Here is a 19713-nt window from a genome sequence, read left to right on the forward strand (position 1 = left end):
GGTGCCCGGCACCGGAGCCAAAGTCTTTCAAGCGGTTATTTCACGCCCCAGTATTTGGCGATCAGCGCGTCGAGGCTGCCATCGGCCTTGATGGCCTTCAGCCCTTCGTTGAAGGCGGCGACATTCTCGTCACCCTTGCGGAAGACCAGCCCCAGGGGATCGGATTGGAGATTCCTGATCGGCACCACCAGTTCGCCCGCGAATTCCTTTTCATACGCGGTGGCATTGGCGCCGTTGATCACGACGCCGTCCACGTCCTTGTTCTTCAGCGCTATGACCGAGGCGGCGAAACTGTCATACGCGACCACATTGTCCTTGCCGACAATGCTTTCGGCGACCTGTGAGTCGGTGGTGTTGGCTTGCGCCGAGAGCTTCTTGCCTTTCGCCTTGAAGTCGTCGAGCGACAGGCCCTCGTCTTCAACGCGCATGAGGACCGCCTGACTGTTGATGATGTAGGGGTCCGAGAAATCCATCGCCTTCTTGCGTTCGTCGGTGATGGATACGCCGGAGGCAACCAGGTCGAAACTTCCCTGGTCGAGAGCGGCGAAGATACCATCCCAGCCGGTGGTGACGAATTCAGCCTTGCAGTTGATCTTGCCGCAGACCGCCTTGATCACATCGACGTCGAAACCGACGATCTGGCCGCTCGCCGCGTCGACGCTTTCCATCGGCGGTGAGGTGGTGTCGGAACCCACCTTCAGGACCTTGCCTCCGAGGTCGGCGGCGCCGGCAGTGCCGGCCGTCAATAGCGCCAGCGCAAGTCCGATCAGAATCTTCTTCATGCTCTTTCCTCCCATGTCATGATTAGCGGCGGTTTCGCCCGCCGAGATTGTCCGGCTGCCGGCCGATGAGCTCTGGTCTCGAGACCATGGTGAGCTTTGCCGGATCCTCGCCCGCCATGCGTCGCAGCAGAAACTCCCCGAGCTTGCGGCCGAGGAGTTCGATTGGTTGGTAGAATGTCGTGATCGGCGGGGTGAAGTACGCGCTGACGTTGATATCGTCATAGGCGATGACGTCGACATCCACCCCGACGCGCCGGTCGAGGCTGCCCAGCGCCGACAGGACGCCCAGGGTGGTGGATTCGTTGATGCACACCAGGGCGGTGGGCGGGCTGGGCAAGCCAAGAAGTCTGAGCGCGCTGTCACGGCCGAAGCGGGTGGACAGATCGCCGTCGGCCACAAGGTCCATCGATGTGGCAAGCCCTGCCTCGTCGAAGGCGCGCGAAAAGCCGTCAATCCTGTCCAGGGCATAGGAAAGACGGCGATCCGCGTTGATCAGCGCTATCCGCCGATGTCCGCCCGCTATCAGCCGGGCCGTGGCGGTGAATGCCGCCCATTCATTGTCGACATCGACATGGGCATAGGTGAGCGGCTTGCGGCATCGGCCGAGCGACACGAACGGAAAATCGCTTTCGACCAGCAGGTCGATACGCGGATCGTCGGCCTGCACGCCGGAAAAGATCAGGCCGTCGGCCGCGCTCTGGTCGACGATGCGACGGGCTGTGTCGAAGGCGTCGCCGAAATCCCGGAAACCGTGAACGGAGAGCTGATAGTCGCTGTTTTCCAGCGCCTGGCTTATGCCGCTCAGGATCTGTGTGTATTCAACGCCGTCCCACTCATAGCCGGCAGCGGACGTTATCGGCATCAGCACCGCCGCCCGATAGGTCTTGCCGGTCCTCAGCGCCATGCCTCGGATGTTCGCCTGATAGCCCAGATTTCGCGCGGCGGCGACGATGGCGTCCCTGGTCTGCTGGGCGACCACGGGGGAACCGCGCAGAGCCTTCGAGACGGTGGCGATCGAAAAACCCGTATGGGCCGCCAACGTCTTGATCGTCGGCGAAAGTTCCCGGTGTTCAGATTTTTTGCTCGCTGCCATGGACCGCTGCTAACCCAAGAGGTCAGCATCCGTAACATCGGGTAAAAACGTTTTCAAGAATAATAAAAACGTTTTTACGCACCGCGGATTCGAACATCGATCGAAGGACAAGAGCGGCGATGATGCGCGACGGCACAGATCACCGCTCCGTTCCGTGAAGTGGAATGGCCGGGCAAGGAGCCCAAGGCCAGCTGCCGGCCCGGCACCAAACAGGCGTTCGGCTTTCAGGCCTTAGCGCGCGGGCGGCGCATACATCAGGCCGCCGGCATTCCACAGCGCGTTGATGCCGCGCGCGATCTTCAGCTGGCTCGACTGGCCGAGGTTGCGTTCGAAGATCTCGCCATAATTGCCGACCTTGGCGACGATGTTGTAGGCGAAGGCCGGCTCGAGCCCGATCTGCTTGCCGTTGTCGCCCTCGACACCGAGGAACCGGCGGATCGTCGGGTTTTGCGACTTCAGCGAGGCTTCCGCATTGGCTTGCGTGATGCCGTCCTCTTCCGCCTCGATCAGCGAGAACAGCGTCCAGCGCACGACATCGAACCACTTGTCGTCGCCCTTGCGCACGGCCGGACCCAGCGGCTCCTTCGAGATGATCTGCGGCAGCACCGTGAAAGCCGCGGGATCGGTCAGCTTCAGGCGCTGCGCATAAAGCGCCGAAGCGTCCGTGGTGTAGACATCGCAGCGGCCGCTGTCGAACGCCTTGATGATGCTGTCGGCGGAATCGATGACGACCGCCTCGTACTTCATCTTGTTGGCGGTGAAGTAGTCGGCGACGTTCTGCTCGGTGGTGGTGCCTTGTTCCGCACACACCGTTGCGCCAGAGAGCTTCAGCGCGCTGTCCACGCCGAGATCCTTGCGCACCATGAAACCCTGGCCGTCATAATAGGCGGCGCCGACGAAGTGGATGCCCATGCCCGTGTCGCGCGACAAGGTCCAGGTCGACTGCCGCGACAGGATATCGACGGTGCCGGCTTGCAGCGCCGTGAAGCGCTCCTTGGTCGACAGCGGCACGTAGCTGACCTTGTCGGGGTCGCCGAAAACGGCGGCTGAAACCGCGCGGCAGAAATCGATGTCGAAGCCGCTCCATTTTCCCTGGTCGTCGGGTGCTGAGAAGCCTGCCACCCCCTGGCTGACGCCGCACAGGATCGAGCCCCTCTGCTTGACGATGTCGAATGTGTCCGCCTTCACCGGAGCGGCCAGCGTGGCCGCTACGAGGGCGAGCGCGGTGATCAATGCATGTCTCATGGTTCCTCCCTTGACGAGGCAAAGCCTCTCCTGCTGCCGGCACGTGAAGCACCGGACCTTCGTGAAAATCGCTGTTGTTCTGTCAGTTCACGCACCGCCAGGCGGTGCGCTGGTCTGTCCTAAGCCTCTTGCGCCAGAACCGCCGCCAGCGTCTCGTCGAGAACGCCGACAAGATGATCGGCATTGGCCCGGCCGAAGATCATCGGCGGGCGCATTTTCAGGACATTGTCATGCGGTCCCTCGGTGCCGATCAGCACGCCGCGTGCCCGAACGCCGTCATTGATGCGGCGGGCAAGCGCTGTCGCCGGCGCCTTGCTCTTGCGGTCCTCGACCAATTCGATGCCGAGGAAGAGCCCCTGGCCGCGCACGTCGCCGATGATCTCGTAACGATCCTGCAAGGCCTTGAAGCGCGTTATGAGATAGTCACCGATCTCTAAGGCATTGCGCCTCAGCCCATCGCGCTCGATGACGTCGAGCACCGCGAGCCCTGCCGCGCAGGACACCGGATTGCCGCCGAAAGTGTTGAAATACTCCATGCCGTTGTTGAACGAGGCGGCGATCTCGGCGGTGGTCACCACGGCCGCCATCGGGTGGCCGTTGCCGATCGGCTTGCCCATGGTGACGATGTCTGGCGTTACCCCCTGGGTTTCGAAAGCCCACCAATGGCTGCCGACGCGGCCAAAGCCGACCTGCACCTCGTCGGCGACGCAGATGCCGCCAGCGGCGCGCACCATCGCGTAGACTTCCTTGAGGTAGCCATCGGGTAGGAACACCTGGCCGGCAACGCTGGGGATCGATTCCGCCAGGAATAGGCCGGGCGCGCGGTCTTGCCTCGCCATGTCGGCGATCTGTTCGGCGACGCTTTCGGCAAAACGCTTCGCATGCTCGTCATCAGGCCATTCGGCCGGTGCACGGTAGCTGTCTGGAATGGCCGCCTCGAACACATGCGCCGGGCGGCCCATGCCGCCCTTGCGCTTGTATTTGTAAGGGCTGAGGTCGATCAATTCCTGCGTCGTGCCGTGATAGGCCCAGTCGAGCACGATCGCCTCGCTGCGGCCGGTATGGGTACGCGCCATGCGCAGCATCAGGCTGTTGGCCTCGCTGCCCGAACAGGCGAAGGAGGCCACCGACAGCCCGGCCGGCAGCGTCGCCGTCAGCCGCTCCGCATAGGTGACGATCGCGTCGTGCAGGTAGCGTGTGTTGGTGTTGAGCTTTGCCGCCTGCCTCGCGATCGCGTCCACCACGTCAGGATGGGCATGGCCGAGATGGCAGACATTGTTGAAGCAGTCGAGATAGGCGCGGCCGCGATCGTCGATCAGCCAGGCGCCTTCGCCGCGCACGAACTTGATCGGCTCGGAATAGGAGATGGAGAGATTGGGCAGCAGCGACGCCTTGCGCGCGGCAACGATCTCCGGGCGTGACCGGCCACTCTGCCGGAAGGTTTCGGGCGGAATGCCGGCGAGTTCGGCGGCATCCGGAAACAGTTCCTTCCACACGTCGAGATAGCGCTCTTCACCCACCCCAAGGATGTCGCGTGCGGCAAGACTGGTATCCGTCGATATCTGGAAATGCAGATGCGGCACCCAGCCGCCATTTTCCGCAGGTAGGCCCATCTCGCCGACAAGCGCGCCCGCTTCCAGGCGGTCGCCGGCCTTCAGCCGCCGTCCAGCCTCATGCGCCATGTGTCCCCAAAGGGTGATGAAGGGTGGGCAGCCCGGCGGCGCATGCTCCAGCGCCACCAGGCAGCCATAGCCGAGTGGATCCTCCTCGATCTCGACGCTTCTGACCGTGGCGGCGAGTGGCGTGTAAAGCCTTGTGCCCGCCGGCATGAAAAGGTCCAGGCCGAGATGGTTGGCGCGCCGCGCGCCTTCCACGAAACGCGACTCGAAGATGTCGCTGGTATAGACCGTGCGGGCCTCGCCCCACGGACCGATGCCGAGCGCAATGCCATGTTCGGCGCAATAGGCATCCCACCATGCTGTCGCCTTGTCGGGCTGTTGCGCGGCCGATGTCACCGTCATCGGATTTCGGGGATCGCCGTAGGGCACAAGCGCCTTGGCAAGCGTCGCCGGATGGCGGTCGAGGATTGGCGCAAGATGCGCACGGTTTGCCGCGATCCAACCTGTCACGGCGCGGGCTCCGGGCGCGGCTTCGAAGCCGCAGGCATGGCGCAGGATCGCCGTGGCGAAGCGCCGGTTCATCTTGCCCAGACGATTGAGCAGCCGCCAGGCCGGCGCTTCCGAGATCGACAGATAAGGATTGTCGGCGGTCCGCTCCTTGCGCGCCGCCGACAGCGTCACCGAGGTGACGAGACGCATAGCGATGAGGTCGAAGAGCAGGTCGAGTTCCTCTTCGCGCAGCGGATATTCGGCATGGAAACCGGCGGCCAACCGTGCGGCCGCGCCAATCGGATCCTCGGCATCGAGGATGGCATAGGCGCAGGCGACGGCGACCTCGGCGATCAGCACGCTGTGCAAGGCGTCGCCGAAATCGATCAGCCCGGCGACACGCTCGGGCTTTTCGGGATCGACGAGCACGTTCCAGTCATTGGCGTCGTTGTGGATCACCTGTGCCCGCAATATCGGCAGGCGCGGCGCCACCTCGGCGTCGAAATGATCGAGGAACCGCTCCACCAAGGCGCGGTCCCGGTCATCACCGATGTGGTCAAGGCGCTGCCGCGCGCGACCGGCCTGGCGAATGTCCCAGTCGAACGAGCGCAGCGCGCCGGGATGAATGAAGCCCTGCAGGGCGCGGTCAAGCCGGCCAAGCGCACCGCCGAGGCTTTCAAGCAGCGCCGGCGTGGTCTGGCTCTCTGCCAGCGGCTGTCCGGCGAGCCATGACACCATGCGCACGGCATGATCTTCGCCGCCGGTGCCCCTGGCATGCGCGAGCGAGGCGCCCTCAGCCGTCTTCCTGAGATGCGGTACGGCGAGATCCGGACTGTTGCGCTCGAGGTGGTCGAACAATGCCGTCTGGAATTCGCTCTCGGCCAGCGGCTCGCTGGCGTTGACGATTTTCAGGATCCACAGCGAGCGGTCGGGAGCAGCCAGCTTGAAATTCTGGTCGCGCTCGCTATCGAGCGGCGTGACGCTGCCGGCAATACCGAAGTGCCGCGTGGCGAGATCGACCGCCTCGCCTGGCGAGAATTGAGGTGCTGGGTGAGAGACGTTGGTCATCTGAAATCCGCATCTGCTTTGTCAAAGCTTGGCATGGGTCAAAAAATCGGGCATCCGGCAAAGCGTCGGTTGCGCCGGCACAATGACCGCATTGGCCGGCACATTAACGGAGCCAGGGGAGCGTGGCACGATGAGGGAACTGGACGCCAAGGATCGGGACATTCTGGCCATCCTGTCGAAGGAGGCCCGCATCCCGCTGAAGACGCTTGCCGGGCGCATCGGTCTGTCACGCAGCGCGACGAGCGAGCGGGTGGCGTCGCTGGAGAAGAGCGGCGTTATCAGGGGTTACCGGGCCGATATCGGTCAGATGGACAAAGGCCTGGTCTGCGCCTTCCTGCTGGTCACGCTGATCCGCACGCCCTCCATCGGCATTCTCGACCAGCTGGCGCGCTATCCGGAAGTGCGGCGGGTGTCATCGGTGAGCGGCCAGCTCGATCTCGTCGTCGAGGTCGAGGTGCCGTCGATCGACAGGCTGAATACGGTGCGGGACCTCATTGCCACGCTCGGCGGCGTCGAGGACCTGACGACCGCGATTGTCCTGCGCAGGGATATCGAACGCGCCGTGGAGTGATCTCTTAGAGCATGATGCCGAAAAGTATGAAACGGTTTTCGGACGACATCATGCTCTACCTCTTTGATTTAGAGGCGGATTCAGATTTCGGGTCGATTCGACCTGAAATCATCCGGCTCTAGACAGCGATCGTCTTTCTCGCTCCGTTTTCGCCGCGCTCAAGCTCTATCTATTTGGCTCTACCTATTTGGCTCTATCTATTTGGCGATTTCCAGCAGCGAAGATACCAGCAGCTCGCGTTCGTCTTTCGACAGCACATCGGAATCGAAGAGGTTCATGCTGCGCAGCCCCTCGATGGCGAGATAGCAGACCAGCAGCGATCTGAGGTCGTTCGTCTCGCCCTTCAGCCGTTCGAAGAGCTGCCGCTTGAATGTCTTTATCGGCGTCATGAAATCGGGATCCTCGGCGATCGCCGAAAAGATCCAGGAGGCCGAGGGCTGCTTTTCCTCGCAATCATTGGCCGACAGCCTGATGTAGACGGCGAGCGGGTTTTCGCCATTGTCGTTGCTGTTGGCCGCCTCCAGCGCTTGCTCGAATTCGCGCAGATAGCCCTCGACCAGCCCTTGCATCAGTTTGGCCTTCGTCGGGAAATTGTAGAGCAGCCCGCCTTTCGATACGCCGGCGCGGCTGGCGACGGCTTCCAGCGACAGGCTTCCGGGGCCGGACTCCCGTGCCACGTCAGCCGCCGCGGCGAGAATTTTCTCGCGCGAATTCTTTTTTCGGGCTCTCATGGCGCCTCCCATCGCAAGCTTAGGCCCAATTGACAAGACCGTCCAGACGGTACAGTAAGACCGCCGCTATTTGAAATCGGGACCTGCAGTCGATATGTGTCCCGATGTCCGTGCTTCGCGCCGGATTACGACTGAGGGGTCTTTCTTGTTCAAGCGCATACTTCGTATCGTCATCGTCTTCCTGGTTCTGCTCGTCCTCGTGGTCGTGGTCGGTGGCATTGTCGGCTTCAACTTCCTGCGCGACAACGGCATCAAGCAGTATTTCGCCACGATGAAGCCGCCGGCGGCGACCGTATCGACGACCATCGCCAAGCCGTCGAGCTGGACGCCGGGCGTCGAGGCGATCGGCACGGTGAGAGCCGTGCGCGGTGTGGACCTGACGGTTGAGACCACGGGCATCGTCAAGGAAATCCTCTTCCACGCCAACCAGAAGGTGGAGGACAACGCCGTCCTGCTGCAGCTCGACGACGCCGTCGAGCGCGCCGATCTCGAGGCACAGAAAGCTCAGGCCGTATCCGACCAGGCTGCATTCACGCGCGCCATCGAATTGCAGCGGCGCGGCGTCGGCACCGACGCGACGCTGGACGCCGCGCGGGCGGCCGCAAGCGCATCCGCCTCGCAAGTCACCAGATTGCAGGCCGTGCTCGACCAGAAGCAGCTGACCGCTCCTTTCGCCGGCACGGCGGGCATTCCCAAGATTGACATCGGCCAGTATCTGGCGCCCGGCACCGCTGTGGTGACGCTGCAGGATCTCGATACTATGCGGGTCGATTTCTCTGTCCCCGAACAGCAGCTCCCGCTGCTCAAGATTGGCCAGACGGTTCGGCTGGGCCTCGGCGGCGGCGGAGACATGCCCTTCGCGGGCGCCATTCGCGGCATCGATCCCAAGATCGACCCGTCCAGCCGGCTGGTGAACATTCGGGCGGAGGTCGCCAATCCCGATGGCAAGCTGACCCCGGGCCAGTTCGTGCGGGTGCGTGTCGAACTGCCCGAGGAGCAGAACGTGCTGGTGCTGCCGCAGACGGCACTGACCACCAGCCTCTATGGCGACTACATCTTCGTGGTGCAGCCGGCGAAGCCCGCCGCAGCCGCACCCACGCAGCCTGCCAAGCCGGAGCAAAAGCCCGCGGCAGCCGCCACCGACAAGCCTGCGGACAGCAAGCCGGTGGACAGCAAGGCGGCGGATGCCAAGCCGGCGGATGCGATGAAACCGGCGGCCGATGCAAGCAAGGCGGCCGACGCGGCGAAGCCCGAAAAGCCGGCCGCGGACCCGGCCAAGCCCGCGCTGGTGCTGTCGCAGGTCTTCGTCAAGCCCGGCCGCCGCAATCAAGGCATGGTCGAGATCGTCGAAGGGCTGAAGGCCGGCGACGAGGTTGTCACCGCGGGCCAGAACCGCCTCTTCAACGGCATGTCCGTCAACGTCGACAACACGGTCGACCCGACCAAATCGGCAAACAAGCAGGCCGACCAGCAATGAGCCTTTCCGATCTTTTCATTCGCCGGCCCGTCCTTTCGACGGTTCTTGCCTGCATGATCCTGCTCCTGGGCTTTCAGGGCATCTTCAACCTGTCGATCCGGCAGTATCCGAAGGTCGACGAAACCGCGATCACCATCACGACCGCTTATCCGGGCGCCAGCGCCGACCTGATCCAGGGCTTCATTTCCGCCCCGATCGCACGCGCCGTCGCCTCGACCGAAAACATCGACTACGTCACCTCGTCGAGCCGTCCGTCTTCCAGCACGGTTACGGTGCAGATGAAGCTCGGCTCCAATCCGGATGTGGCTTTGACCGAGGTGCTGTCGAAGGTCCAGGGCGTGCGCGGCACCTTGCCGGATGCATCCAAGGATCCCGTCATCGTCAAGGGCACCGGCCAGCAGTTCGCGATGATGTACATCTCGATGCAGAATCCGAACATGACCAAGGAGCAGCTGACGGAGTATATCGAACGCGTCATCAGGCCCCGCATGTCGACCGTCGAAGGCGTCGCCGACGTGCAGATTTTCGGCGCCCAGCAATATTCCATGCGCGTCTGGATCGATCCGGTCAGGCTTGCCGCGCGCGGCGTGACGGCCGCCGAAGTTCTGACGGCGATCAACAACTCCAACTTCCTGTCGGCGCCGGGCAACACCCAGAACGAATATGTCGTCTCCTCGATCACCGTGCGCTCGACGCTGCAGACGCCGGAGGCGTTCGCCGAATTGCCGCTGCGCTCGACCGACGGCAATGTGGTGCGGCTGCGCGACGTCGCGCGCGTCGAACTCGGCGCCGAAAACACCGACACTAGGGTCAGCTTCAACGGCAAGCCCGGCACCTTTCTCGCCATCTTCCCGACGCCTGCCGCGAACCCGTTGACCACGGCGGCCGCGCTCACCAAGCTCGTGCCGCAGATCCAGGAAACGCTGCCGAAAGGCATGACGATCGAGATCGTCTACGACGCCACCGGTCAGATCAGCGCCTCGATCGACGAGGTGTTCAAGACCATCGCCGAGGCCGTTGCCATCGTCGTGCTCGTCATCCTGCTCTTCCTCGGCTCGTTCCGTTCGGTGATGATGCCGATCATCACCATCCCGCTGTCGCTGATCGGCGTCTGCTTCCTGTTGTTTGCGGTGGGCTATTCGATCAACCTTCTGTCGCTGCTGGCCATGGTGCTGGCGATCGGCCTTGTCGTCGACGACGCCATCGTGGTGGTGGAGAACATCCATCGCCACATGGAAGAAGACCACATGTCGCCGATGCAGGCGGCCTTCAACGGTATGCGTGAAATCGCCACCGCCATTGTCGCCATGACCATGACACTGGCTGCCGTGTTCGCACCGCTGGCCTTTACCGGCGGCCTGACCGGCTCGCTGTTCCGCGAATTCGCGGTGACGCTGGCCGGGTCGGTTGTGCTGTCGGGCGTCATCGCCATCACCATCACCCCGATGATGTCGGCGCGCCTGTTGAAGCCCGGCAATGCCGGCCGTTTCCAGCGCATCGTCGACGGCACCTTCTCGCGGGTCGAGCATGTCTATGAGCGTGCGGTCACCGGTTCGCTGAACTATCGCCCGCTGACGCTGATCATCGTGCTGGCGCTCGTCGGCGTGACCGGCTTCATGTTCACCAAGACCTCGACGGAACTGGCGCCGGAAGAGGATCAGGGCTTCCTGCTCTCGCTCGTAACGGGACCGCGGTATGCGACCTCCGACTACACCGAGACCTACGTCAACCAGATCCTGGGCCTGGTGAAGGACATTCCCGAAACGCGGGCGCAGTTCTCCGCCGTCGCCTTCGGCGGCACGACCAACAGCGCCTTCGTCGGCTTCGCCTTCAAGGACTGGGCGGATCGCAAGCGCAATTCGAAGCAATTGCAGGCCGATATCACGGCCCGCATCGCCAAGGTTGCCGGTGTCCAGGCCTTCGTCTTCGCCCCGCCGACGCTTCCCGGCTCCGGCGGCGGCTTGCCGATCGCCATGGTGGTGCGCTCGACGGGCAGCTCAGCGGAAGTCTACGAGGCGGCCGAGCAAATCAAGAACAAGGCGCAAGCCTCCGGCCGCTTCATCGTCGTGCAGAACTCGATGGCCTATGACGCGCCGCAGGTGACGGTGACCATCGATCGTGACCGCGCCGCGGCACTCAATCTGCCGATCGCCGATATCGGCCGAACGCTGACGCTGCTGGTCGGCGGCGCCGAAGTGGCGCAGTTCGACCGCGACTCCAACAGCTACGACATCATCCCGCAGGTGCCGCAGGAATTCCGCGACAATCCCGAAAAGCTCGGCGAATATTTCGTCCGCAGCGTCACCGGCGAGATGGTGCCACTGTCGGCGGTGGTGAAGATTTCGAACAATGCGGCGCCGGCGGCGATCGAACAGTTCAACCAGCTGAACTCGTCAACCATATCAGCGCTTCCGCTGCCCGGCGTCACCACGGGCGACGGCCTGAAGGTGCTTGAGGACATCGCCCGTGAAAGCCTGCCCGATACGTTCTTCATCGACTATTCCGGCCAGTCCAGGCAGGAGAAGGAGCAGGGCAACACGATCCTGATCGCCTTCGCGGCGGCCGTGATCGTCATCTATCTGGTGCTGGCGGCGCAGTTCGAAAGCTTCCGCGACCCGCTGATCATCATGATGGCGGTGCCGCTGTCGATCTTCGGTGCGATCGTGCCGCTCAATCTGGGCCTCGGCACGCTCAACATCTACACGCAGGTCGGTCTGATCACACTGATCGGCCTGATCACCAAGCACGGCATCCTGCTGGTGGAATTCGCCAACCAGCAGCGTGAGATCCATGGCATGCGGCGGCGCGACGCCATCATCGCCTCGGCCAAGGTGCGCCTGCGGCCGATCCTGATGACGACGGCCGCGATGGCGCTCGGCGTGGTGCCGCTGATCGTCTCCAGCGGCGCGGGTGCCGCGGCCCGCTACTCGATGGGCCTGGTGATTTTCACCGGCATCCTGGTCGGCACCATGTTCACGCTCTTCGTCGTGCCCATGTTCTACACCTTCATCGCCAGCAAGGATCTGCCTCAGCTTGCCGAGAAGCCTGATCCCAAGCTGATGCCGGCATTGCCGACCTGAAGCAATTCCAGGAAAAAGTGTGTAACGGTTTTCCGATCGGGATTGCGCAAACAAACAACTGAAAAAGAGGCTGGAGATTTTCCGGCCTTTTTTTGGCTGGGCTCGATACCGCCGGGTCGAGCTGAGCTCATTATCACTGGAGAGCGTTCCGGCGGGAGCCTTGGACGGATGCACGGCGGCGCATCGACAACCGTTCCCAGCCTGCTACTTGACGATGACTATACTGGTATTGGCCGGCCCGAAGGTCTCGACCAACTGATAGAAATCAGCGGCGGCAACGGGATGCAAGCGCACGCAGCCATGCGAGGCCGGCTGCCCGAGACGCTTGATGGCATAGGTCGCGTGCACCGCGTAGCCGCCGCTGAAGAAAACCGAGTGCGGCATGGGTGCGTTGTCGTACTTCTTCGAATGCCACATCTCATGCATCCGCGTCGGCCTGAACGAACCGGTCGGCGTCACATGCGCCCTGTCGCCGGTGGAAACCTTCCAGGCGAAGGTCGGCCGGCCATCGACCGAGACCTCCATGACCTGCTGCGAAAGCGACACCCGCGCCACGATCTTGTTGGCGGCATGAGCACTGTTGGCGGCATGAGCACTGTTGGCACCGAACAGAAGCGCGGTGCCCGTGAGCACGGCTGCGGTGATATTGATCAACTTGGCGGCAATGGCGGTGTGCATGACACTCCCCTCTCTCTGCCGGTCCCAGCCGGCTCCAATTCGACGCGGGACTTATCGTCGCGCACTGTTTCGGATTAATTTCGTTATGCGCGTGGTAATGTTTCGATAATGTTTCCCAATAAGGGCGCGCAGCTGCCCATCACCTGGCTGCCACGATGATATGCGGTCGGCCAATACGCCTGAATTCCTAAACGAAAGCGCGTATTATCCTTATATGAAAGAAATTTCACTGATTTCGAAACCGATCTGCAACAAAGCGCGGCTTCAGGCGGCATGATACGGATACAGGCCGCCAGCAAAGTTGACGCAACGAAAGCAGACGGCAATGGCCATGGGAATGAAAACGAACACGCGGTTCTGGCTTCTCGGAATCAGCATCGCGTCGGCAACAGTCGGCGGCGCCGGCCCGGTTGCCGGCGGCCCCATGTCACGGCTGGCGGCAATGGCCTCGAGCGGGATCTCGACCCTGAATGCCGCCCTGTTTTCCGCCACGGTCTGGATCGTTTCCAGCCCGCGCATCGTCCGGCTCTGGGCCCTCTGGCGGGTTGGCTCTCGGCTGCTGGCATTGCGCGGCCCCTCCGGCAACTTGCTGCCGAGAGGACCGAAGGCCCGCGCCGCGACGGGGGGCTCCGTGGGCGGCGCGGGCACTTCGGGAGTTTCCTGAAGCGACCCGCGACACATCCATTTCTGGGGAATTGGTCCGATGAAAACGAAATTCGCAGCCTCGGTGCTTTCCGCACTGCTTTATGCGCAGGGCCTGCTCGGCTTTGCCGCCCTTGCCACCGTGCTCCTCAAGGAGCGTGCCCACGCAGGTGAGTTCGCCACGGGCAAGCACATGCCATCCGGCCCATCGCTGCTTGTGGTACGCTGAACCTCGGATGGTACGCTGAACCTCGGAGCATCGGTGCGAAAATGGAAGATCCGATGCTCAGCCAGAAAGACAGACCGGGTTCCCGGCCGTCAGTCGGCGAATTGCCGTGGCGGATCGAACCGGTAGCCTGCACCGCGTATGGTGGTGATGGTCTCGGTGTCGAGCTTGCGGCGCAGCCGCACAATGCGCGAATCGATCGAACGATCGAAGGCGTCGGCATTCTCGGCCGGTGCGGCGGCGATGATGTCGTCACGCGTCAGCACCTTGCGGGGGCTCGCAAGGAACAGCCTGAGCAGCGCCACCTGACCGGGCGAAAGCTGTTCCTCGGCACCGGAGCGGTGCATGACGATCGCCGATCGCAGATCGACGGTCGCATTCTCCAGCACGATCAGTTCCTGGGTGCCCCTGCCGCGTCGCGAAAGCAGGCCGCCGACACGGGCTGCGAGTTCCCTCACATTGAGCGGGCTTTCGACGACGTCGGCGGCGCCAAGTTCGAGCGCCAGTACCTTGTCGACGAGATCGGCCGGCCGGCAGATCAGGATGAAATCCGGCCCATCCTCACCCCCATGGCGCCTGAGCAGATCCCGCCCTTCCGCCTGACTGAGACTGTCACCGACGACGACGACATCGATGCCCTTGCCCGCCAGCAGCGATTCCGCCTCCCAGGGCTGCCGCGCCTGACGCACATCATGGCCCCGCCGCTCAAGATGGTCGGCAAGCTCGGTCGCGACCACGTCGGCGACGGAAACAAGCGCGATGACGGCTCGTGCGGCCATGTTCTCCAACCGTTCCCTGGCAACCGGATATGAGTGCTGGACATCATGTTTATACCCAATCTACTTTCCACTGAAAGTGGGAGCGAAGGCGTCGTGCGGGCAAGAATTGTCATCGTCGAGGACGAGCCTGACCTGAGGGACGCGGTCGCCGAATATCTTGGCGCCGCCGGCTATGACGTTGCGACCGCCGAAACCGCGGCCGCGGCACGCAGCCTGGTCGAAACGCAGGCGTTCCATCTGGCCATCCTCGACATCGCCATGCCGGGCGAAGACGGGCTGTCGCTCGGCCGCTGGCTGCGCTCGAAAATGCCGATCGGCATCATCTACGCGACCGCCGCAGGCACCGCGCTCGACCGCATCGTCGGGCTGGAACTCGGCGCCGACGACTATATCGTCAAGCCATATGAGCTGCGCGAGGTGCTGGCCAGGGTCCGCAGCGTGCTGCGCCGTGTTCCGCAGCCGACGGAACTGGGGGACAGGAAAGCCAGGACGGAGCGCCGCTCCGTCGCTTTCGGCCCCTTCCAGGCCGATCTCGACGGCAGGCTGGTCACTGGCGCCAACGGCGCGGTGATCGACATGGCCAAGAGCGAGTTCGACGTCCTGGAGGTTTTCCTGACCCGCGCCAACCGGCTGCTGACACGCGCCGCGATCTCGGAAGCGATCGGCTTCACCGAGGATCCGGAATCGTCGCGCGCCGTCGACATCCGCATCATGCGGCTGAGGAAGAAGATCGAGACAGACCCGGCCAACCCGAAATTCCTGCGCACGGTGCGCGGCGAAGGCTATATCTTCTCGTTGCCGGCCCGCGACGGCAATTGAACGCCGGCGCAGGAGGCTTCCTTTCCGGCGCCTGGCCCGGACCGGATTCGACATGGCAGCGCAATGACGGCTGAAGATGACCGCTGAACCAGCAGGCACGGGTACACAGGGAGACCGGCAGGGCGCGGCGATGGCGGCTGTGCGTGTCGTGCGCCGATTGCGCGAGGCCGGCGACTGGCAACGCGAGATGGACGGCATCCTGGCAACGCTGTGCCACGCCATGGATTGCCAGCGCGGCATTCTGTTCCGCTTGCGCGAACTGCCCGGTCAGGGGTTCGCCCAGTCGGTCGCCGCCTACTGGATCGACTCCGATTTCGGCGGCGAACTGGCCTCCCCGACAGTCATCATGCAGTCGATCGTCAACTCCGATCCGCTGCTGGAGCGGCTGGCCGAGGATGAGCGGCAAGGCAAGGTCTTTGCCGGCCATACGCGCAATCTCGAAGGCTTCCTGAGAGGCGATTTCGAGAAGCAGGGCATCAAGTCGTTCCTGTCGGTATCCGTCTTCGCGCACGGCCATCTATGGGGCACGTTGGCGGTCAATGATTGCGTCGAGGAGCGCGAATGGACCGACGAGGAAGAAGCGACGCTGCATATCATCGCGCTCGCCATTGGCGATGCCATCGAACGCTCGCCCTCCGACGCCCATGCCAGCGAGGTCATTCGCCGCACGATGCTGCAGGCCTCGCTCGATGCCATCGTCGTTATCGACGAGACCGGCTCGATCATCGAATTCAATCCCGCGGCGGAAAAGATGTTCGGCTTCCTGCGCAGCGACATCCTCGGCAAGGATCTGCTCGATACCATCGTGCCGATCTACTACCGCAAGGGCTATTCCTCGGGAGCCGAGTACATGTCCGGCCGCGGCGCGCCGATGGTCGGCCAGCGGCTGGAAACGGTGACGCAGAACGCCGCCGGGGAAGTGTTCCCGATCGAACTGACGGCCACCGAGATGCGGGTCGCCGACCGCCGCCTGATCTTCGGCTCGATCCGCGACCTGCGCGACAAGCTGCGCGCCGAGGAAGAGATCAACCGGCAGCGCGAAAAACTGCACCAGAACGAAAAGATGGCGGCGATGGGCTCGCTGCTGGCGGGTGTCTCGCACGAGCTCAACAACCCGCTGGCCGTGGTCGTCGCCCAGTCGACGCTGCTGCATGAATTCGCGCCCGATCCGCAGACCAAGATCCGCGCCGAGAAAGTGCGTGCCGCTGCCGAGCGCTGCGGCCGCATCGTCAAGAGCTTCCTGTCGATGGTCCGGCTCCATCCCGCGGCGCAGGCCGAGACCGATCTCAACCAGGTGATCCGCGCCGCCCTCGAGGTAACCGCCTATGGCGCCCGCTCCAGCGGTATCATCATCGACACCGATTTCGCGCCGGGTCCGCTGCTGGCCATGGCCGATGCCGACCACGTGACGCAGGTGGCGGCCAATTTCCTGATCAACAGCCAGCACGCTTTGGCCGGCATTGCCGGCGATCGGCTGATCAAGGTGCGCACATTCCGCAGCGACCGGGGCAATCCCGGCTTTTCGGTCGAGGATAACGGGCCAGGCATTCCCGAGGCAATCCGCGACCGCATTTTCGAATCCTATTTCACCACCAAGCCGGTCGGCGTCGGCACCGGCATCGGCCTGTCGATCTCGAAATCGATCATCGAGCGGCACAATGGCAATGTCTGGTTCGAGGAGGTGCTGCCCAGAGGCGCGCGTTTCGTCGTCCAGTTGCCGGCCATCTCCGCGGGCATCGCCGCCGCCGGCGAAACCCAGCCGCGCTCGAGCGGCCTGCGTCATGCCCTGATCATCGATGACGAGCCTGACGTCGCCGGTTCGCTGTCCGACATTCTCGAGTTGATGGGCATCAAGTCGCGGGTTGCGCCCATCTGGGAATCGGGCGCCGCCACCTTGAGCGGCCACATGCCACCGGACATCGTCTTTTCGGACCTGCGCATGCCTGGCATCAGCGGCATTGCCATTTATCGAGAATTGCTGGCCGAACGGCCTGACCTCGCGCGGCGCTTCGTGCTGGTCACCGGTGACCTGATCGGCGCGAAGGCGGAAATCGAAGCCTTGCCGGCGCAGCAGCGGCCGCAGATCCTGGAAAAGCCATTCAGCACGCTGGATGTGCGGAGCGTGCTTTCGAGCATCGCCGAGCAGGCGGCATTGAAAGGCTAAAAAGAGGCTCCCGACCGACGGTGCGGCGGGAGCCGAAAGGAGTGCTGGAGGAGCGCTCGGGGAGATTGCGGCATGACCCCGGCCCGGAAGCCGGCTTCGGGATCAAGCCTGGAATTCAGACGATGTTCGGCGTGTTGGTCAGAGGCGCGGCGTTGGCGGTCATGCGGATCGCGCGGGCCTTGTGCGTTCCGGACTGCTCGGCGATGGCGCGCAGACAATCCACGCTCTCGGCGCCCCAAGCCTGCCCCTTGCATGCGAAGTCGACCGCCGACATCGGCAGGCGCGCGGTCCTTGTGGTGGTCAGCGCGCCTTCGACGATGTTGGCTGGGGGATTGAGCGAAGCGAAGGCCGGGCCGGCCGCCGGCGTGAACGCCAGGCAGGCGAAGGCGCAAGCAGCCAGCGCCATGAACATTGCCATCGGGTGGTCACTGGCGCGCTGACGCAGGGCCAGTTTCGGGCGGCGGTCAGCGCGCTCTGGAGCCTGGAGCCGACGGTCGCCGCTGAGGATCTGAACTTTCGCATGCATCGTAGTTCCCTTCGTTGATTTTCTTTTTTCAATAAAGTGAACCTAATCGCGGCTTGTAACAGCAGAACGATGACGTAAAGTCAGGCTTGTAACGGTTTTGAAACAGCACTTCGGGCAGAACCGGGCAAAATCAGTCATTCCGGGCATCATGCAACCAGGAAGCGGCTTTGAAACCGCAGGCTAACACCCGGATTCTCCGGGGTTTTTCAGGTCGGCGGCGGCGCTGGATTCAGCGATGGATAACAGGAAAATTCCGCACCAAAACCATACCGATCTTCACAAGCCATTGCATTTGAATGCAAAATATGCTTTTATTGAATGAGCATTCAACAAATAGAAGAGACTTCTATGACCCCGCACCTCCGTGACGTGGCGATCCCCAACGATTGGGACCGGCGGGGCCTGCCGGGCTGGAGTTACCATTCCGACGCCCTTCTCGAACTCGAGAAGGAGCATGTCTTCCGCAACCATTGGCAGATCGCCGGACACATCAGCGACATCCCGAATGCCGGCGACTACCTGACCATGGACGTGGTGGGTGAACGCGCCTTGATCGTACGCGGCAAGGACGGCGTCGTGCGCGGCTTCAACAATATATGCCGTCACCGCGGCAGCCGCGTCGTCGCCGACAGTCAGGGCAATTGCAAGAACGCGCTGGTGTGCCCATTCCATGGCTGGGTCTACAATCTCGACGGCACGCTGCGTGGCGCCGCGCGCCCGCGCTCCTTCCCCGATCTCGACAAAGCCGAGTTCGGCCTGATGCAGCTCGATCTGGAAATTTGGATGGGCTTTATCTTCATCCGCTTCCGCAATGGCGGGCCGCAGCCTTCGGTCGCCGAGCTTATGAGGCCGATCGAGACCGAATTCGCGCATTACAAGGCCGCCGACATGGTGCCGTCCTGGGGCATCTGGACCAAGAAGACCCCGGTCAACTGGAAGTCGGTGCGCGACGTCGACAATGAAGGCTATCACGTCGCCATGGCGCATCCTGCCCTGCAGGACCTCTATGGCGCGACCTATTTCGACGAGCCCTTCATCAATGGCGTGTCGCGGTCCTTCGCCACCTATAGCCCGCATGCCGGCCGCCGCTGGAGCGTAAGGAACTACGTCAAGATCGCGCCCGAGCCGACACACCTGCCCGAACACCTGAAGAAGGCCTGGGTCTATTACGGTATCTTCCCCAACGCCGTCCTCTCGGTGATGCCGGAATCGGTGCAGTTCTATCAGGAGTTCCCGCTGTCGACAGGGGAGACCCTGCTGCGCGGCGCCATCTATCGCTACCGCGACGAAAGCCGCGAGCAGGCCGCTGCCCGCTACCTTTCGTTCCGCATCGACCGCGACACCATGTCGGAAGACATGCAGCTTTCGGTATGGTCGAACGAATCCATGCTGTCCGAAGCCTTCGGCGGATTCTATCTCTCCGACCTCGAATATGGCGTGCGCACCCACCACGACCATCTGCGCAAGATGCTGCCGGTGCTCGGCCTGGAGACCGCGCCGGAGGAGAAGGACATGTGGAATTTGAACGACGCGCTGAGGTCGAGGGGGTAGCACCCTTCCTTCTCCCCGTTTCACGGGGAGAAGGTGCCCGAAGGGCGGATGAGGGGCGGCGCCAACGCCTCGCGATTGGCTCGCCCGCAAACCGCAGAAGATGATCGTCTGACTGAATTCTTGTGAGCCGGCGCTGCGCCAGCCGGTAAGGTTTATCGCCTCAGACGGATGAA

General features: G+C 63.1%; 16 protein-coding genes. 7 read left to right on the forward strand and 9 right to left on the reverse strand.

Annotated features, from left to right (window positions below):
* Positions 1–35 precede the first annotated feature (35 nt).
* From FJ934_RS08735 to FJ934_RS08750, 4 genes are all read right to left on the reverse strand, one after another.
* Positions 36–782, reverse strand: a complete 747-nt coding sequence (locus FJ934_RS08735) for a transporter substrate-binding domain-containing protein (protein WP_140608777.1) — start codon at positions 780–782, stop codon at positions 36–38.
* A gap of 22 nt (positions 783–804) precedes the next feature.
* Entirely contained in the window at positions 805–1875 is a 1071-nt protein-coding gene (locus FJ934_RS08740; protein WP_140608779.1) for a LacI family DNA-binding transcriptional regulator, read from the reverse strand.
* 231 nt (positions 1876–2106) lie between these two features.
* A complete protein-coding gene (locus FJ934_RS08745) occupies positions 2107–3120 on the reverse strand; it encodes an amino acid ABC transporter substrate-binding protein (protein ID WP_140608781.1) in 1014 nt (337 codons plus the stop codon).
* A gap of 119 nt (positions 3121–3239) precedes the next feature.
* Positions 3240–6296, reverse strand: a complete 3057-nt coding sequence (locus FJ934_RS08750; RefSeq protein WP_140608783.1) for an aminotransferase class III-fold pyridoxal phosphate-dependent enzyme — start codon at positions 6294–6296, stop codon at positions 3240–3242.
* Positions 6297–6426: 130 nt separating this feature from the next.
* On the opposite strand from FJ934_RS08750, the gene FJ934_RS08755 reads away from it, so the two are divergent.
* Positions 6427–6867: an Lrp/AsnC family transcriptional regulator gene (locus FJ934_RS08755; RefSeq protein ID WP_140608785.1), complete on the forward strand. Its 441-nt coding sequence runs from the start codon at positions 6427–6429 to the stop codon at positions 6865–6867.
* Positions 6868–7064: 197 nt separating this feature from the next.
* On the opposite strand, the gene FJ934_RS08760 is transcribed toward FJ934_RS08755, so the two are convergent.
* Entirely contained in the window at positions 7065–7598 is a 534-nt protein-coding gene (locus tag FJ934_RS08760; protein ID WP_140608787.1) for a TetR/AcrR family transcriptional regulator, read from the reverse strand.
* 145 nt (positions 7599–7743) lie between these two features.
* Here FJ934_RS08760 and FJ934_RS08765 point away from each other — a divergent pair, with 145 nt between their 5' ends.
* Together FJ934_RS08765 and FJ934_RS08770 are read left to right on the forward strand one after the other, a co-directional pair.
* The gene (locus FJ934_RS08765) at positions 7744–9075 is read left to right on the forward strand and encodes an efflux RND transporter periplasmic adaptor subunit (RefSeq protein ID WP_140608789.1); all 1332 of its coding nucleotides are present in this window, start codon (positions 7744–7746) and stop codon (positions 9073–9075) included.
* Entirely contained in the window at positions 9072–12155 is a 3084-nt protein-coding gene (locus FJ934_RS08770; RefSeq protein ID WP_140608791.1) for an efflux RND transporter permease subunit, read from the forward strand. Before FJ934_RS08765 ends, FJ934_RS08770 begins: the two co-directional genes overlap by 4 nt.
* Before the next feature lie 204 nt (positions 12156–12359).
* Here the strand turns inward: FJ934_RS08770 and FJ934_RS08775 are convergent, their stop codons facing one another.
* Together FJ934_RS08775 and FJ934_RS27930 are read right to left on the reverse strand one after the other, a co-directional pair.
* Complete coding sequence (locus tag FJ934_RS08775) at positions 12360–12833, reverse strand: L,D-transpeptidase (protein ID WP_140608793.1); 474 nt, start codon at positions 12831–12833, stop codon at positions 12360–12362.
* Positions 12834–13097: 264 nt separating this feature from the next.
* Positions 13098–13481 (reverse strand): hypothetical protein, encoded by a 384-nt coding sequence (locus FJ934_RS27930; RefSeq protein ID WP_181165561.1) that lies wholly within the window; start codon positions 13479–13481, stop codon positions 13098–13100.
* 55 nt (positions 13482–13536) lie between these two features.
* Between FJ934_RS27930 and FJ934_RS08785 the strand changes: the two genes are divergently transcribed.
* The gene (locus tag FJ934_RS08785; protein WP_140608795.1) at positions 13537–13704 is read left to right on the forward strand and encodes a hypothetical protein; all 168 of its coding nucleotides are present in this window, start codon (positions 13537–13539) and stop codon (positions 13702–13704) included.
* Between the two features lie 89 nt (positions 13705–13793).
* On the opposite strand, the gene FJ934_RS08790 is transcribed toward FJ934_RS08785, so the two are convergent.
* Positions 13794–14480, reverse strand: coding sequence for a response regulator transcription factor (locus tag FJ934_RS08790; protein ID WP_140608797.1), 687 nt, complete (start codon positions 14478–14480; stop codon positions 13794–13796).
* A gap of 45 nt (positions 14481–14525) precedes the next feature.
* Here FJ934_RS08790 and FJ934_RS08795 point away from each other — a divergent pair, with 45 nt between their 5' ends.
* Positions 14526–15299 (forward strand): response regulator transcription factor, encoded by a 774-nt coding sequence (locus tag FJ934_RS08795; protein WP_181165562.1) that lies wholly within the window; start codon positions 14526–14528, stop codon positions 15297–15299.
* A gap of 76 nt (positions 15300–15375) precedes the next feature.
* Positions 15376–17463, forward strand: a complete 2088-nt coding sequence (locus FJ934_RS08800; protein WP_246671465.1) for a sensor histidine kinase — start codon at positions 15376–15378, stop codon at positions 17461–17463.
* Positions 17464–17578: 115 nt separating this feature from the next.
* Here the strand turns inward: FJ934_RS08800 and FJ934_RS08805 are convergent, their stop codons facing one another.
* A complete protein-coding gene (locus tag FJ934_RS08805) occupies positions 17579–17989 on the reverse strand; it encodes a hypothetical protein (protein ID WP_140608799.1) in 411 nt (136 codons plus the stop codon).
* A gap of 348 nt (positions 17990–18337) precedes the next feature.
* On the opposite strand from FJ934_RS08805, the gene FJ934_RS08810 reads away from it, so the two are divergent.
* Complete coding sequence (locus tag FJ934_RS08810) at positions 18338–19540, forward strand: aromatic ring-hydroxylating dioxygenase subunit alpha (RefSeq protein WP_140608801.1); 1203 nt, start codon at positions 18338–18340, stop codon at positions 19538–19540.
* The last annotated feature ends 173 nt before the right edge of the window (positions 19541–19713 follow it).

Source organism: Mesorhizobium sp. B2-4-12 (genome assembly GCF_006441575.1).
GTDB lineage: Bacteria > Pseudomonadota > Alphaproteobacteria > Rhizobiales > Rhizobiaceae > Mesorhizobium.